Annotated in this window: 13 protein-coding genes; 12 read left to right on the top strand and 1 reads right to left on the bottom strand. The window is 67.3% G+C overall.

What is annotated here, in order from left to right; genetic code table 11:
- Positions 1-9 precede the first annotated feature (9 nt).
- The 7 genes from CRO50_RS17165 (at position 10) to CRO50_RS20405 (ending at position 8,176) form a co-directional block, all read left to right on the top strand.
- Positions 10-873 carry a sulfurtransferase gene (locus CRO50_RS17165; protein WP_097147162.1) on the top strand — a complete coding sequence of 288 codons (864 nt, stop codon included), beginning with the start codon at positions 10-12 and terminating at the stop codon, positions 871-873.
- Positions 874-1,079: 206 nt separating this feature from the next.
- The gene (locus CRO50_RS17160; protein WP_097147161.1) at positions 1,080-2,654 is read left to right on the top strand and encodes an ABC transporter substrate-binding protein; all 1,575 of its coding nucleotides are present in this window, start codon (positions 1,080-1,082) and stop codon (positions 2,652-2,654) included.
- 78 nt (positions 2,655-2,732) lie between these two features.
- Positions 2,733-3,743: an ABC transporter permease gene (locus CRO50_RS17155; protein WP_097147160.1), complete on the top strand. Its 1,011-nt coding sequence runs from the start codon at positions 2,733-2,735 to the stop codon at positions 3,741-3,743.
- A 12-nt stretch (positions 3,744-3,755) separates the two neighbouring features.
- Positions 3,756-4,589 carry an ABC transporter permease gene (locus CRO50_RS17150; RefSeq protein ID WP_097147159.1) on the top strand — a complete coding sequence of 278 codons (834 nt, stop codon included), beginning with the start codon at positions 3,756-3,758 and terminating at the stop codon, positions 4,587-4,589.
- A complete protein-coding gene (locus CRO50_RS17145) occupies positions 4,589-5,971 on the top strand; it encodes an ABC transporter substrate-binding protein (protein WP_097147158.1) in 1,383 nt (460 codons plus the stop codon). The genes CRO50_RS17150 and CRO50_RS17145 overlap by 1 nt, the downstream gene beginning before the upstream one ends.
- 49 nt (positions 5,972-6,020) lie before the next feature.
- The gene (locus CRO50_RS17140; RefSeq protein WP_097147157.1) at positions 6,021-6,404 is read left to right on the top strand and encodes a VOC family protein; all 384 of its coding nucleotides are present in this window, start codon (positions 6,021-6,023) and stop codon (positions 6,402-6,404) included.
- Positions 6,401-8,176 (top strand): formylglycine-generating enzyme family protein, encoded by a 1,776-nt coding sequence (locus CRO50_RS20405; RefSeq protein WP_097147156.1) that lies wholly within the window; start codon positions 6,401-6,403, stop codon positions 8,174-8,176. The genes CRO50_RS17140 and CRO50_RS20405 overlap by 4 nt, the downstream gene beginning before the upstream one ends.
- A 117-nt stretch (positions 8,177-8,293) precedes the next feature.
- Here CRO50_RS20405 and CRO50_RS17130 read toward each other — a convergent pair whose 3' ends face one another.
- Positions 8,294-11,380 carry an HYR domain-containing protein gene (locus tag CRO50_RS17130; RefSeq protein ID WP_097147155.1) on the bottom strand — a complete coding sequence of 1,029 codons (3,087 nt, stop codon included), beginning with the start codon at positions 11,378-11,380 and terminating at the stop codon, positions 8,294-8,296.
- A 314-nt stretch (positions 11,381-11,694) separates the two neighbouring features.
- Here CRO50_RS17130 and CRO50_RS17125 point away from each other — a divergent pair, with 314 nt between their 5' ends.
- The 5 genes from CRO50_RS17125 to CRO50_RS17110 all read left to right on the top strand — a co-directional run bounded on the left by CRO50_RS17125 (position 11,695) and on the right by CRO50_RS17110 (position 16,378).
- On the top strand, positions 11,695-12,447 hold the full coding sequence (locus tag CRO50_RS17125; RefSeq protein WP_097147154.1) for an SDR family oxidoreductase: 753 nt from the start codon (positions 11,695-11,697) through the stop codon (positions 12,445-12,447).
- Positions 12,448-12,738: 291 nt separating this feature from the next.
- Entirely contained in the window at positions 12,739-13,707 is a 969-nt protein-coding gene (locus CRO50_RS17120; protein WP_097147153.1) for an AraC family transcriptional regulator, read from the top strand.
- Between the two features lie 206 nt (positions 13,708-13,913).
- Positions 13,914-14,819, top strand: coding sequence for an ATP-grasp fold amidoligase family protein (locus tag CRO50_RS17115; protein WP_143516951.1), 906 nt, complete (start codon positions 13,914-13,916; stop codon positions 14,817-14,819).
- The gene (locus CRO50_RS20245) at positions 14,812-15,609 is read left to right on the top strand and encodes a hypothetical protein (protein ID WP_157791703.1); all 798 of its coding nucleotides are present in this window, start codon (positions 14,812-14,814) and stop codon (positions 15,607-15,609) included. The genes CRO50_RS17115 and CRO50_RS20245 overlap by 8 nt, the downstream gene beginning before the upstream one ends.
- Complete coding sequence (locus CRO50_RS17110; protein ID WP_157791702.1) at positions 15,602-16,378, top strand: glycosyltransferase family 25 protein; 777 nt, start codon at positions 15,602-15,604, stop codon at positions 16,376-16,378. Before CRO50_RS20245 ends, CRO50_RS17110 begins: the two co-directional genes overlap by 8 nt.
- Positions 16,379-16,474: the final 96 nt, after the last annotated feature.

The raw sequence follows: 16,474 nt of genomic DNA, 5'->3' as shown, positions 1-16,474 counted from the left end.
AGATAGGCAATGCCAACCCCTGATGCCGAGGTGCGCCGCAAGGTCCTCCTGTCGCCGCAGGAGCTGTGGGACATGCTGCAGGGCGATGTGCCGCCGACGGTCATCGCTGTTCAGTCGATCAACCCCTACACCGGGGTCGACTCGCGCAATGGTCACTGGATTCCGGGGGCCGTCGACGCCGAGGCCTACACGGATTTCGCCGCCCCCGCGGCGCCGGACCAGGGGCAGCGGCCCTTGCCCCGGATTGATGCGCTGCAGGCGGCGGTTCAGCGCTGGGGGATTCGCAAGGATCGGACCGTGGTGCTCTACGACCCCGAGCGGACCATGACCGCCGCGCGCGCCTGGTGGGTGCTGAAGTGGGCGGGCATCCCGGATGTCCGGGTGCTGGATGGTGGGCTGGACGCCTGGATGAAGGCAGGCCTTGAGACCTCTCAACACGCTGATGTAAATGAGAAAACGGATACGGAGATCTCGCCGGGCCATATGCCTGAATTGACCGCCGAGACGGCACTTGCGCTGGCCTCCGACGGGGTTCTCCTGGATGCGCGCATTCGGCCCAATTACATCGGCGGTCTGCCGGAGGGGGGTGACCCCAAGCGCGGGCATATTCCCGGAGCCTTGAGCGCGCCGGCGCCCGATAACTTCACCGATGAAGGGCCCATGACCAATGGGCCGACGCTTGCCGAGATGTACCGTGGGTTGGGGGCAACGGACGGCGCGCAGGTAGGGGTCTATTGCGGGGCCGGAATGTCTGCAGCCGTGACGGTCCTTGCGCTTGCCTCGATCGGTGTCGAGGCGGCGATGTATCCGGGGTCCTGGTCGCAATATATCCATGATTCTGATCGCCCGGTGAAGCGCGGGCCTTTCCCCTGATGACGTGCCGTTTCCGGTTCTGACGTCGATTTGCGCTCAAGTTTTGTGCAGATCGTGCATCACGCCTCTGGGAAATGTGCTGAATCGAGGGTTTGCCTCAAATCTAATATTGCACCTGATATATCAGAGAGTGGAGGGTGCAGGGGCAACTCGCGGCTTGCTCGCGCAACAAAGGGCCCTGGCCCGATCCAACACAGGAGTGAAACATGAAACTCACGCGCAGATTATTCGGGGTCGTCTCCGGCGCGGCGCTGGCCATGGGCACGGTGCCGTTCGCCGCACAGGTGGCGCAGGCGCAGGAATCCTCGACGCTGGTGATCGCTGTCCCCTCTGATCCCGCTGGCCTGGAGCCCGGCATCAACAAGGCAGAGCCGATCGGCTCCGAGATCATCCTGAACGTCTTCGACACGCTCGTCGCCTGGCAGGCGCCCGACTTCGCCGAGCTGGAAGGCCGGCTGGCAACGGAATGGTCGGTCTCGGAAGACGGCATGACCTTCGACTTCACTCTGCGCGATGGCGTCGTCTTCCATGACGGCACGCCGTTCAACGCCGAAGCGGTGAAGTTCTCGATCGAACGTACCGTCGAGATGAACCCCTATGTCGAGGCATCGCTCGGTCTGATCGAAAGCATCGAGACGCCCTCGGAAACCGAGGTGGTCTTCACCCTGTCGCGTCCCTATCCCGCCTTCCTGTCGATCCTGGCACAGCCGCAGTCGGCCATTGTCAGCCCGACGGCCGTGGGTGAGCTTGGCGACGACTTCGCCACCAACCCGGTCGGCACCGGCCCCTTCAAGTTCCGCGCCTACCAGGCCGACACCCGTGTCGTGCTGGACGCCAACGCCGACTACTACCGGGGTGCGCCGAAACTGGAACGGCTGATCTACACGATCATCCCCGAGGCCTCGACCCGTCGTCTCGAACTGGAAAACGGCGGCGTGGACATCATCCAGCAGGCAGGCCAGCTTTCCGCTGTTCCCTCCGAAGAGATGGCGGCCTTTGCCGAGAACGACGACATCCAGATCCTGGAAAGCCCCTCGCAGATCATCCGTCAGCTGGAATTCAACAACTCGCTGACCGACGGCCCCTTCACCGATGTGCGGGTGCGTCGCGCGATTGCCATGGCCATCGACTATGACGGTCTTCTGTCCGGTGTCTTCGACGGCACGGCCGAGCGTGTCTATGGTCCGCTGACCTCCAACAGCTGGGCCTTCGATCCCGAGGTCATGGACCTGGCCCCCAGCTATGACCCCGAAGCCGCCAAGGCGCTGCTGGCCGAAGCCGGTGTCGATCCGTCGGACCTGACGGTCAAGCTCTACAGCTTCCAGGGCTCGCTCTGGGGTGCGGTGGCAACCTTCGTCCAGGCCAACCTGGCCGACATCGGCGTCAACGTCGAAATCGCCCAGACCGAATTCCCCTCCTACCGCGCGCTGCACGTGGCGGGTGAATGGGAAATGGCCCTGGACGGTCGTCAGCCCTGGTACAACGACCCCGACGCGCATGTGACCATCGGCTACCTGTCGGCGCTGAAGAACAGCGCGATGACCTTCCGCATGCCCGAGAACGCCGAGCTGGACGCCAAGATCCTCGAAGCCCAGGGCGAGGCGGACATGGAGAAGCGCAAGACGCTCTACGGTGAGATCCAGAAGGAGATAGTCGAGCAGGTGCCGGGTGCCTATCTCTTCAGCCCCAAGCTGATCGTCTTCGCCCGCTCGAACGTCGAAGGCCTGGTGGTCAACAGCGCGCCGCCGCTCAACGAATACTGGAGCGTCTCGAAGAACTGATCTTCGTAAATCTCAATCACGACGCCGGCCCGGACGCTCTCGTCCGGGCCGGCATCCCCTACCTGACCGGACTGTCCGATGTTTGCTTTCCTCGTGCGGCGCCTTCTGTCGCTCATCCCCGTCCTGGCATTGGTCCTGGTGATCGTCTTCTCGCTGGTGCGGCTGATTCCGGGTGATCCGGCGGTCACGCTGCTGGGACCGGGCGCGACCGACACCCAGATCGCCGCGCTGCGGGCGCAGCTCAACCTCGACGAACCCGCTCTGCTGCAGCTGTGGCACTACGTGGCGGGACTGGCGCAGGGCGACATGGGTGTGTCGCTGAAATCGGGCCAGCCGGTGCTGGACGAGGTGCTGTTGCGCCTGCCCGCAACTCTTGAAATTTCCATCGCCGCGGTGCTGGTGGCCATCCTGGTCGGGACACCGATCGGCGTGCTCTCCGCCACCCGCGCGAACTCGGGCTTCGATCATGGCGTCCGCATCCTGTCGCTGACGGGTGTGTCGATGCCGGCCTTCCTGCTGGCGCTGCTGTTGCAGCTGGTCTTTGCCACCTGGCTGGGATGGCTGCCCGTCTCGGGGCGGATGTCCAGCTATCTCTTCGTCGACAACGTCACCGGCTTCGCGCTGATCGACGCCTGGCTCTCGGGCGAGCCGGGCGCGGTCTCGAGCGTGCTGCTGCACATGATCCTGCCCGTCACCGTGCTGGCCGCCTTCCTGGCCGCGACCCTGGGCCGCTTCGTCCGTGCGACGATGCTTGAGACCCTGGGCGAAGACTACGTGCGCACCGCCCGCGCCAAGGGCCTGTCGCGCCGCGAGGTGATCTATGGCCACGCGCTGCGCACCTCGCTGCTGCCGGCGATCACCGTGGTCGGCCTGAAGTTCGCCGAGATGCTGGGCGGCGCCATCCTGACCGAGACGATCTTCAGCTGGCCGGGTATCGGGCGCTTCATGTTCGAGGCCATCCGCAACCGCGACTACCCCGTCATCCAGGGCGCGACGCTGGTTTTCGCCCTGCTCTTCATGCTGACCTCGCTGCTGGTCGATGTTCTCTACGCCGTGCTGGACCCCCGCGTCCGTCGCAAGATGAAATAAGGGGGCAGGCCAATGCGTGAACTGATCCATTTCCTTCGTCGCAACACCCTGGCCATGGTCGGCTCCGGTATCCTGGGGGCGCTGCTGCTGGCGGTGCTGATCGGCCCGTTCCTGGTGCAATCCCCGACCGCCATCGACATGAGCGCCAAGCTTCTGCCGCCGGGGCCGGGGCACTGGCTGGGCACCGACAGCTTCGGCCGCGACATGCTGGCCCGACTGGTGCACGGCGGGCGCTACACCCTGGCCATCGGCATCCTCGTGGTGGGGATCGCCTTTGCCATCGGGGTCTTCTTCGGGGTCGTCGCGGGGTTCACCGGCGGCTGGCTCGATACGCTGATCATGCGGATCGTCGATGCCATGCTGTCCTTCCCGGCGCTCGTGCTGGCGATTGCACTGGCGGCGGCCTTCGGGCCCAGCCTCGAGAACGCCATGATCGCCGTGGCGATCACCATGGCGCCGCAGTTCGCCCGCGTTGCGCGCAGCCAGGCGCTGGCCGTGTCCTCGAGGCTCTATGTCGATGCCGCGCATGCGCTTGGCCTGCCACGGCGGCGGATCCTGCTGCGCTACGTGCTGATCAATGCCATCGGGCCGCTGCTGGTGCAGGCCTCGCTCAATGTGGGCAGTGCCATCCTGCAAACGGCCAGCCTTGGCTTCCTGGGCCTCGGTGCGCAGCCGCCGATGCCCGAATGGGGCGCGGATGTCTCGGCCAACCTCGCCTTCGCGCGTTCCAGCCCCTGGACGGCGCTTGGACCCGGCTTCGCGATCCTGCTGGCGGTCCTGTCCTTCAACCTGATCGGTGACTCGCTGGCCGATTGGTTCAATCCCCGTCGCCGGAGCCAGTCCTGATGAGCCTTCCTTCCATCCCGACCATCGCGCTGGAGAAGATCGACTTCCTGCCGCCGGATCGCGTGACCGATGATTGCAGCGTCCTGACCCTGAAATCACTGGTGCTTGAGCCGATGCTGCGCTGGCTGGATGGCGAGATCCGGCCGGGCCTCTTCGCGAAATGGCGGTTGGACGACAGCGGCTGCCGCTGGCAGCTGCACCTGCCGCAGGGCAAGGCGTTCCACGATGGCACCCCGGTCCTGGCCCAGCACGCGGCCGAGTTCATCACCCGTATCCTCGACTCCCGCGACATGTTCGGCATGCCCTGGTCCTATGCCCGCTACCTGGCGGGCGCGCAGATCACGGCAGATGGTCCGACCCTGACGATCGAGACGCCGAAGCCCTTCCCGGACCTGCCCGAGATCCTGTCGGAATTCTACCTGCCACGGATGGATGCCGCCGGGCGGCCGGTCCTCGGCACCGGGCCCTGGCAGGTCGAGGACTTCACCGCAGGCCAGCAGGTCCTGTTGCGGCGCCGCGAGGATGGTCGCCAGCTGCGCTTTGTCGCAATGCCCCTGGCCGAGGATCGCCTTGCCGCGCTGCAAGCGGGGCAGGTGCAGGCCGCCACCCACATGGAACGGCTCGAACACATCCTGCGCGGGATCGACGGGTTCGCCTGGCAGGAGCAGACCAGCACGCTGTCGGTCATGGCCTACATGAACGGCTTCGAGGGCGCCTTCACCGATCCGAACGCCCGCCTGGCCGCCAACCTGGCGCTGGATCGCCAGCGGTTGGCGGAAGAGGTCATGGGCGGTCTCGCCCAGCCCTCGGATACCATCGTCAGCCCCTGGCACTTCGGCCATGAGGCGGGCGGGCTCTCGCCCCTGCGCTACGATCCCGAAGAGGCCCGCCGCCTGCTGGCGCTGTCCGAGGGACCGCGTGAGGTCGTCTTGCGCAGCCCCACCTACATGCCCGAAGGGGCCCCCGAGATCGCGCGCTTCATGGCCGAGGCCTGGAATGCCATAGGTTTCGAGACCCGCGTCGAGATCGCCGAGGATCGCCCGCAATACGCCCGTGACATCGGCGAGAAACGGATGGGCGACGCGGCGATCTTCGACAGCTCTCCGCACAGCACCTTCCGCGTGCTGGACGACAAGATCTCCAGCCTCAGCCGGGCGGTGTGGTGGCAGGGCGTCAGCGATGCGCAGGTCGACGCAGGCTTCGACGCGGCACGCCATCTGACCGACACCACCGAGAGGGCCACGGCCTACGGCCGCCTGCTGCGCCGCCTGCAGGCGGCCCCGCCCTGGGCCTATCTCTTCCATCCAGTGCTCTGCCTGGCGCATGTCCCCGCGCTGCAGGGGCTGAGCCTCGATCACAAGGGGATCCTGCGCATCGCCTGAGCGCGGTGGCGGCCCCCAGTTCACAGACAAGACCGAAAGGACCCCGATCATGCTCAAGGAATGCGCGATCACCTTCTACTACTACGAGGACATCCACTCGGTGGCCCCCTTCTACGAGGACGTGCTGGGCTTCGAGCTGGTGCTCGACCAGGGCCTGGCGCGGATCTACCGCATCGCGGGCAACGCCTACTTCGGCATCGTCGACGGCAACAAGGGCCACCTGAAGCACCAACCGCAGAGCGCGACGCTGCTGACCGTTGTCTCCGAAGACGTGCCGGGCTGGCACGCCAAGATGAAGGACGCCGGCGTCACCGGCCTGTCCGAGATCCTGCGCGGCACCTACTGCGAGCACTTCTTCTTCGAGGACCCGGCAGGCTACGCGATCGAGATCCAGCGGTTCCACAACCCGGACGTTGCCAAGCTGTTCAAATGATCGAGCTTCCAATCCTACCGCGGCTTGCGGGCTTTACCCACGAAGACCGCGCGGCCAAGGGGCTGCGGGTCTTTGCGGATGGGGCCGAGCCCGAAATCGCCGTGCAGTTCACGGCGCCCGAGATGGTCTCGATGCACCGCGCACAGCTGCTGCACGCGCCGCGCGGCGGCGGCAAGACCGTCCTGGCGCAGATGCTGGCAGAGGCCCTGAACGCGGCGCGGCAGGGCGACCCGTCGCAGCTGCCCGAGGCGCTCTGCCGTCCGGTGGTCCGCAACCCCGAGGGGCAGGTGCTGCCACAGGTCTGGGAGGCGGGCTTGCCCCTGCCGATCCTGTCGGAACCGGGGCAGGGGGGCAAGGCGCTCTCCCGCGCCGCCACGGCGGGCGAGCCGGTGCTGCTGATCCTTGACGGGCTGGAAGCCGAGGCCGACCCCTCGGCCCTGGTGCAAGAGGCGATGGCCTGGCTCTCCGAGACCCCTGATGGCCGCCTGCTGGTGCTCTGCGAAAGCGGCGCCTTGGAAGAGATCCGCCTGCACCCGGACCTGCGTGCCCATGCGCTGCTGCCGCTTCTGAAGCCCGAGCGCCGCGCCGCCCTTGCGGGCAGTGGCCTCGCAGATCCCTGCGCCGAGACCTGGGTGCAGCCCGGTCTCTGGGCGCTGTCGCTGGCACAGGGGCGCCCGCTCGACCTCGCCGACGCGGCGAGGCTGGACGTGACCGATGCCTGGTTGCAGGAGTCCCGCGACGCGGCAGCCCTTGCCGGTCTTCCGGCCGACGAGATCGCCGCGCGGACTGTCGCCGACCGCGCCCGTTGGGGTGGTCCCCTGCGGCTTCTGGTGGCGGAACGTGGCGCGGATGTGAAACTGGCGGCAGCGCTTGCCGAAACGGGCTCCCTGCCGCTGCTGCTGGCCGCCGCCGACCTGACGCCCTCGGACGATGAGACCGCGCCGGGCATGGCCACGGCCCTGGCCCGCGCCATTGCCGAAGGCGGCGCGGCCCCGTCGTTGCGCCGACGCGCGGGCGAAGCCCTGGCCCGCCTGGGCGACCCCCGGCCTCTGGAGGCCCTGGTGGCGGTGCCGGCGGGTGACTATGAAATGGGCGGCGAGTTGCACCCCAATTCCGCACCTGCGCATTGCGTGACGCTGCCCGCCTTCCGCATCGGCGTCTACCCGGTGACCTGCGGGGCCTATCTTCGCTTCATCGAGGAGACCGGCCGCGCATGGCGGACGGCCAACGGGCGGCTGCCCGAACGCGCCAGCCATCCGGCGACGGATCTGACCTGGCACGATGCACGCGCCTATTGCGATTGGGTGACCCTTCTCTGGCGCGCCGAAGGCCGCATCGGCCCGCAGGACACCGTGCGCCTGCCCATGGAACGGGAATGGGAGGCCGCAGCGCGCGGTCTCTCGGGCCTAACCTACCCCTGGGGAGAGGACTGGGCCGCCGAGCGGGCCAATGACGAGGAAACCGGGTTCAACGACATCTGCACCGTCGGGCTCTTCCCCGAGGGGGCCTCGCCCGTGGGATGCCTGGATATGGCCGGACAGGTCTGGGAGTGGTGCACGACCCTCTGGGGCGATGACATGGCCACGCCAAGCTACCGTTTCCCCTGGGCCTGCGACGGACGCGAAGCGCTTGATGCGCCCCCCTCCGTGCGCCGGGTCCTGCGCGGTGGCTGTTTCTCGTCCGGCCGGGTCAAGGCCAATGGCATCTACCGTGGCAGCCTTGAACCCAACGGGTTCTGGCGCGGCAATGGCTTCCGGGTCGTCGTGGTGTGACCGGCGCCTTCGTGCCCGGCCAATCGGAGCGGGGCGCGGGGGCAATCTTGGAACGCGGGCTCTCTTCAAGTGGTCTGGCGGGGTCTGTCCCGGACCCCGCCAGACCTACCGCCTGCCTCAGAACCGGGCGGCAGTGCTCAAGCGGACGGTCCAGGCTTCCCGGTCGGCGGCACCAAGCCCTTCTGCCGAAAGGGAAGCCTCGCTGATCCAGGGACCGTCTGCTCTGCTCGCCAGGCCCAGTTCCAGGGCGGCGGAGGCGGTGGTGGGGGTGCTCTCGGAATCGGCGTCCCAGTGCAGGGCCGGGGTGATCCAGGCCCTGCCGCGACCTGCCTGCCAGGCGATGCGGGTCGAAAGCGCCAGGCGCGCAGCCCAGACCTCGCTCTCGGGCACCATGGCCGTGCCGAAACCGTCGCTGACCGCGAAGGCGCCGATGCGCTCTCCGCCCCAGGCCAGCTCGATCTGCGGGGTCAAGCTCAGCCCGCGCCAATCCGTCGTGCCGTAGAGCGCGGCCATGGCCAGCGCCCGCCGGCTGTCGCGCGCGCCGGTCCAGGGGGTGCCGGTCTCGTAGAGGTCGTAGCTGCCGCTGTCCCGCGCCGCGCCGAAGGCCAGCCGCGAGCTGAGGAACAGCCCCTCGCGCAGTTCCGCCAGCAGGTAGGGGCCAGCCATCCAGCCACTGCCGTCCTGGTGGTCATGGGGGCTGCTCGTCTCTTCCATCCGGTCAAGGCTGAGCATCAGGCCAAGCGCCAGGTCCTCGGACATCAGCCGGTCGAGACCCAGGTGCAATACGCCGTAGCTGCCGCGGGTGTCTCCGGTCTCGTGGCGGCTCCAGGCAAGTTCCGCCCAGCCGTGCCAGCGCCCCTCGGCGTCCATCCAGCTGCCCTGTAGGTCCAGCGCCCCGGTCCGCCCCGCGCTGTCGCTGTCGTCCAGATTGAACCGGCCTGAGGGGCGGGAGCCCGTCTGCCCGGCAAAGGCCAGCGATCCGGCGAAGCCGCCGCCCTGGGCGTCGAGCCCGGCGGCGAAGCGCAGCCCCGCTGTCTCGCTGCGGCGGTTGTCCAACCCCAGCCCGCCCGGTTGGGTCGAGAAGCTGCGGCTGATGCGGCGCTGGCTGAAGGCGCGGCTGCGCGCGCTCACTTCTGCGACCACGAAATCCGTGTCGACCTCGAAGACCACGGTGCCCTCGGTGGCGGCCTGGCCACCAACGGTCGCCGAGACCCGCGCCGTCCCCGAGAAGGTGCCGGCGGTCAGCGTCGTGGTATAGCGCCCGTCTCCCAGGTCACTGACCGTGCCGAGGCTGCCGAGCGTGGTCTCAAGCGCGACCTCGGCGCCGCCGTAGCCCAGCGGATATCCCACGTCATCGTAAAGCGTCACGGTTATCAGCGACTGGTCCCGGCCATCGGCCAGGATCCGGTCCGGAGAGGCGCTGAGCTGCGTGTCAGCCAGCACGTAGCCCCGACGCTGGACGGTGACCTGGAAGCTGGCAGTGGTCTTCAGCCCGGCGCTGTCGGTGGCGGTATAGGTGACGGTGGTGGTGCCAAGCGGGAAGGTATCGCCAGAGGCATGGTCCGCGGTGAAGGAGGTCACCCCGACGTTGTCGCTGGCCTTGGGCTCTGTCCAGGAGACACGCGCGGTGTTCTCGCCGGGGTCGGTCGGCACCTCGATATCCTCTGGCAGGCCCGAGATCACCGGCGCCTCGGCATCGCCGACGGTGACGGTGAAGCTCTGTTCGGCACGCATCCCGGCATCATCCAGCGCGACATAGGTGACCTTGGTGGTGCCAAGCGGGAAGGTATCGCCAGAGGCATGGTCCGCGGTGAAGGAGGTCACCTCGACGTTGTCGCTGGCCTTGGGCTCTGTCCAGGTGACAGTGGCGACGTCCTTGCCCGGATCGGTGTCGGTGACGATATCGTCGGGCATGCCGCTGATCTTCGGGCCCTCGATATCGGTGACGGTGATCTTGAAGCTCGCCTCGGTGCGGTTTCCGGTGGTGTCCAGGGCGACATAGCTGACCGTCGTGGTGCCGGCGGGGAAGCTCGAGCCGGGCGCGTGCGAGGCGGTCAGTCGGTCCAGGGCCAGCTCGTCGCTGGCCGAGGGCGGCGTCCAGCTGACCACCGCGTGATCTTCGCCCGGCAGGGTGTCCACCTCGATGTCCTCGGGCATGCCGCTGATCACCGGCGGGGTGATGTCCAGGAGCGCCGTCACCGCCGCGCCGGCCTTCGAGGGGTTGCCGGCCCGGTCGGTGGCCAGGCCTGCCGCGGCCTCGACCGTCACATCGCCTTCGCCCGAGGGGGTGATCGTCACCGCATAGACCATGTCGCTGGTCTTGCTGATCCCGGTCACCGCGCCATGGGTGACCTTCAACTTCGAGGTATCAAGGTCGATGGCAGGCTCGTTGAAGGTCGCGGTCAACTCGAAGGCATCCGGAGAGCTCAGCCGCGCCCCCGGCATCTGCAGGGTCACCGTTGGAAGGAAACGGTCGAGAAAGATCCGCGAATTGGCCGAAAGGGAGCCTTCGGTGCCGGGGGCGGGCAGGGTCAGATCCGCCGCAACGCCCGCCAGGCTTGCGATGACCGCATCTCTGAGGCTCAGCGAATCGGTGCCTTGGTAGTCGAGGGCGTCGTGATTATCCACCGCGTTGACCTCGAAAGTGAAGACCAATGTGCTGTCTCCCTGCATCCGGTCGAATTCGGCCGTGGGAAGGGGCGGCGCTGTATAGATGTAGTTCAAGTAGAGGAATGGGGTGCCGCCGCCGGTATCGACAGTGACGGGCATGTCGAAGTCGACCGCGATCTCGATGGTCTCTCCCTTGCGGTAGTACCCGTCGGGCGTCAGCCCCCGGACCCCGGTCACGACGGGTGCCGCCACACCTGCGGTGCTCCACAGTGGGCGCCAGTCGGGAATGGTCCCAGCAAGGGTGACCCCGTCGAAGTTGTCCGGTTGCCCCGGCAACCCTCGCACAATGGTGGCCCCCGCGACCAGTTCCGCGCGATCGGTGACGATGGAATCCCCCTCGCAGCGGGTCTGTCCCATGGTCCCCGCATCGGCCGGGTCGTGGCAGCGCGGGCGGGCCTCGGCCAGGGCCGCGTCGGGCAGCAGGATCGCCAGCAGCAGACCGGCCAGGCAGGCACGCAGGGACAGGCCCGTCCGGCGGGATGAGGCTGAGGCCTTCTGAGGGGGCCGGTGCGAGAGTGAACAGATGGAAGACATCACGATTCCCTGGTTGTGAGACAGGTCCAGAGGACCCGCTCCGCGACGGGCGCGGGCAGGTTGCCACCCATGGCAGGGCGGCAGGCAGAGGACCTGTCACGATGTGGCTTGGCCGGCCTCGCTTGGTGCCGGCATCCATTTCGTCGCGCAGCATAGCCATCGTCCGCGCCGCCCGCATGCGCCCAGACTATTGAGAAACGCTGTTTTTCTGTTGAGCGCGCGTCGCCCGCAGGGGCGAATGCGCAGGAAGCGGGTCGCTCGTGCGGCCAGGCACCGCCTAGGCATGTCCAGACACATCAGCAGCGGAGACGGACATGCGACTTGAAGGCAAGACAATCATCATCACCGGCGCGAGCAGCGGTATCGGAGCGGCGGCAGCAAGGATTTTCGCCGCAGAGGGTGCGAGGCTTGTCCTTGGTGCGCGCCGGGCTGAACTGCTCGAGAAGACCGCCAACGAGATCCTGGCCGACGGTGGCGAGGCAGATTTCATCGCCGGGGACGTTGCAGAAAGCAGCTACGCAGAAGCCCTGGTGAGACGCGCCGAAGAGCGCTTCGGTGGCCTTGATGGGGCGTTCAACAACGCCGGCACAACAGGAGACATGGGACCTATCCCCGACATGGATGAGGACAACTGGCAAAAGGTGATGGCGGTGAACCTCGACAGCGGCTTCCACGCGGCAAGGCACCAGATACCGGCGATGCGCAGACGCGGCGGCGGCTCGATCGTCTTCACGTCCTCCTTCGTCGGACATACGATCGGGCTGCCTGGCATGGGCGCCTATGCGGCGGCAAAGGCGGGCCTGATCGGCATGACCCAGGTCCTGGCGGCGGAACATGGGCCCGAGAACATCCGCGTCAATGCGCTCCTGCCCGGAGGCACCCTGACGGCGATGGCCGGAGAGGATGCCGGTTTCCACGAGGTCGTGCGCGGGTTCCACGCGCTGAAGCGCATGGCGGATCCATCCGAGATCGCCCAGGCGGCGCTCTTTCTCCTGTCCGATCACGCCTCCTTCGTGACCGGGACCGCAATGATCGCGGATGGCGGGAACTCGATCAACAAGCTCTAGGGCAGGGGACGCGGAGATTGGCCAGCCGCGGGCCCGTGTCGGCTTTATCCCGTGTCCGCTTTATCCGGTGACCGCGTCATCCGGTGCCCGCTTCATCGGCAATTGCGCTCTCGGCGCAGGGCGCTGGACGCCTGCCGGGTGTGACCTAAAATCAAGGCGAGGGGGATGTCCCCGGTTTCTCTCGTCCACATCGCTTTACTTCGTGGCTAATGGGCGAGAAACGTTGAGAATATCCTGACCCGCACCCTAGGGCTGCCGGGGCAGCAATGGCGCTGCGTGAGGGGAGCTCGGATGACAGGTCGCAGTTCGGAACGAACGGGGCGCGCCGCACCGTCGGAACGGGGCGCTTTCTACATCGACGCCGATGGGCAGGCCAAGGTGCATGCCGGAGAGATCGACATGGCTCATAGCCAGGTCGCCGCGCCGGCGGCCGGCGGACTCTTCTGGAGCGTGACCCGGATACAGTCTCCGGACCCCAACCATACGGTCGAGGTCACCGGGGCCAGGGGCACCGACTACCTGTTCACGCAAGTCCCGTTGATCGGAGGTTTCCGCGCCGAGATGACCTGCGGCACCCAGGTGGATAGCGAGCTTGCGGGGCTGATCAGTCCCGGAGCGCCGGCGATGAACTTCCATTTTCCCGATGCGATCAGCGAGGGCTTCGGCGTCGAGGCCTCCTTCGAGGCGATAGAGCGTTGGTTCGGGGCGGATGTGCCGCGCCCCGTTCGCGCGGTTCTGCGTCGGGCCGCGCGCGGCAGCTACCATCGTCCGGCCCCTTTGCCGAACCACCTGCGAGAGACAGTGCGCGATGCGCTGGCCAGCCGTGGACCGCTGCGCAACCGGCTGGTGGAGGGGGCGGCGCTGCTGGTGCTGTCGCATCATCTTGAGGCCCTGGCCGAGGAGGGGCGACCGGTCGGCCTCGCGCCGCATGAAATCCGTGCGGCGCAGGAGGCCCATGCGCGCATGGCCGCTGCCGGTGCGTCTCCGCCGGGGCCGACCGAACTGGCCCTAAGCCTCGGTCTGCCGGTTCGCCGCCTGGCCCTTGCCTACCGCGAGGTGCATGGACATACGCTGCTGCAGGGCGCGGATATCCTGCGCCTGGAGTTGGCGCGCCGCAGCTTGCTGGCGGGCAAGCCGATCAAGGCCATTGCAGACGAGCTTGGCTATTCCAGCGTCAGCAACTTTACCGCCGCCTTCCGCCGCCGGATCGGCCTGCCACCACGGCAGTGGCGCGATCTGCAATCCAGGGCCTTGCTCTGACCCGAACCGCTGCACGCCCGGCATGGCCCCGGACAGGCCGGCTTTCCTCTTCGATCAGCGCCAGAGCGCGGGCTGTCCCGACGCTTCGATCCAGGGTGTCAATTTGTGGCAGGGCGCTGAATTTCGGGTCATTCCGTTTGCCGATCATTCAAGTCATGATAATTAATCGGGACTTAACTTACCCATAGGTCAGGAGGTTCGGAGCCTTGTCCCGAAGCAAATTTCTTGCCGTGGTTGCGTTGTTCTTCAAGAAGCTCACCAAGCGGTTGCCGAGCAGTGTGCAGACCGACCGGCTTTACGCCCTGGCGCGCTTCGTCTCCTTCCATGGCCGCTTCCCCAAGCGAGGCGGGCTCTACAATGACCGGCTCTTCTTCGTGAAGTGGGATGGCTACCTGGACGACGCCTTCATCCGCACGATGACGGACAAGGAACTGGTGAAGGATTTCATCGGCTCCGTGGTTGGCAAGCGCCACTTGGTGCCCACGCTGGCGGTGCTGCGCAGCGCCGAGGAGATCGACGCCTACAGCTTTCCGCAGGCCTGTTTCGTCAAGGGCACGGCCCATTCGGGCGCGGTGCTCTGCACCGAGGACGGGCAGATCGACCGCAAGCGGCTGAAGCGGTGGCTGCGCAGCACACACCACAAGGTCACCCGCGAACGGAACTACCTGGGCCTGACGCCGAAGATCATCGTCGAACCCTTCGTCTTCGGCTCCCGCTTTGCCGATGATGTGAAGTTCTACGTCTACAAGGGCAGGGTCGGCGTCGTGCACGTGGACTTCGACCGCCACCGCCAGCACACCCGCAGGGTCTATACGCGCCAGTGGCAGGAGCTGAAAGTTTCCTTCGGCAAGCCTGAGGCGACCGGGCCATACCCGCGGCCCGCCTGCCTCGACGAGATGGTCGCCGCCGCCGAGAAGCTGGGGGCCCATTTCGACTTCGTCCGCGTCGACATGTATGTCAGCGGCAACGAGTTCCGTATCGGCGAGCTGACCCATTGTCCGGGCTCCGCCGACCGGATCTTCTATCCCGAAGGGGCCGAGGAAATGGTCTCGGAGCTGGTTTTCGGGGGCGAGGACGTTGCCGCTCCCCAGAAAGAGCAGCGCCTTGCCTGAGACCGCCCCCTCCGCACGCGCCGTCGCCAGCTTCTGGGATGGCTCGCCCCTGGGACCGATCGAGCTTGCCTCGATGGCCTCCTTCCTGCGCAGCGGGCACCGGATGACCGTCTTCAGCTATGCGCCCTTGCCGGACCTGCCCGAAGGGGTGAGCTGGCGCAACGCGCAGGACATCCTGCCTGCGGATCGGATCACCCGCTACGCCAGGAACGGCAGCGCGGCGCTGCATGCCAACCTCTTTCGCTACCAGCTCTTGAAGAAGACCGATTTCCTCTGGGTCGACCTCGACGTGGTGGCCATCAGGCCGCTGGCTTTCACCTCGAAGCATGTCTTCGCCTGGCAAGGGCCCGAGATCGTCAACAACGCCGTTCTGGGGTTGCCCGAAGGCTCGCCCGCGCTGGACTTCCTTGCAAGTTTCACCGCCCAGAGCACCGGGGTGCCGCCGCATGTCACCGGGCTGCGAAGGCTGAAATACCGTCTGCGGGATCTGTTGTCGGGCGGGCTCGGGATCGCCCGATGGCCCTGGGGGTCGCTGGGGCCCAACGGGCTGACCCATGCCCTGCGCATGAGCGGCGAGATCGCCCATGCGCTGCCGGAACAGAGCTTCTACCCCGTGGCGGTCGACGACTACGCCCGTTTCGCCGACCCCGGAGCGCTGCGGGACGAGGACCTGCCGGCGGGTGCCATGGCCGTGCACCTGTGGAACAACCGCCTGCGCCGCTACCTGCTGGATCGCTACGACGGGATGCCGCCGAAGGGAAGCTACCTGCACGGTGTGCTGCATGGTTGATCGCGCGCTCCCGGTCTTCCTCATCAACCTCGACCGCTGCCCCGAGCGGCTGCAACGGGCGGGTGAGATGCTGGAGCGCGCCGGGATCGGCTTTACCCGCGTGCCGGCGGCGGACGGTCGGTTCCTTGACCCCGACAGGGATGCGCATTGCGATCAGGTCGCCTGCCGGCGGCTGCTCGGGCGGCCCATGTCGGCCGGAGAGTTCGGCTGTTATCTCAGCCACCTGGAGGCCGCGCGGCAGGTGCTGCTGAGCGGCGCACCCCATGGTCTGGTCTTCGAGGATGACATCACCGTGGGGCCGGAGTTCAAGCAGGCGCTGGAGGCGCTGCTTGACCGGCCGGAGCTCGCGTCCTCGCGGTGCGACGTTGTCCACCTCGGACCGGACCGGCTGAAGTACTTCACCCGGCTCGGGTCCTGCGGCGAGGGCCATGCGCTGGTGGCGGCGCATTACTTCCCGATGACCACCCGCGCCCTGCTCTGGAGCCGCGCCGGCGCCCGGCGCTTCATCGAGGCCCACGCCCGCGTGCGCCTGCCGGTGGACTTCTTCCTGCGCGAAGAGATGGTGCGCTCGGGGCGGGGCCTTGCGGTCTGGCCGCCACTGGTCCGCCCGGGGGACAGCGAAAGCACGATCGAGGCCGGGCGCAGCAGCCGGGCCGCCGGGGAAAAGCGCTGGAACTACGGCTTTCTCAAGCGCAAGCGCCTGCTGACGAACAGGCTGCGTGCCGTGGCGAGGAAACTGACCCTTCGGCTGGGGCTCTGGTCGTTCTGACACCCAAGGCCCCGCGCATGGCCTGAGGCCCGGCCACTGGCGGCCAGGCCTCGGGTCCTGCGCAACATGGGGCCAAGCGGGACGCGGCCCGCCCCC

The organism is Pseudooceanicola antarcticus, from assembly GCF_900215355.1.
Lineage (GTDB): Bacteria > Pseudomonadota > Alphaproteobacteria > Rhodobacterales > Rhodobacteraceae > Pseudooceanicola > Pseudooceanicola antarcticus.
Note: the sequence above shows the minus strand (reverse complement) of the source record. Positions and strands in the feature narration are given on the sequence as shown.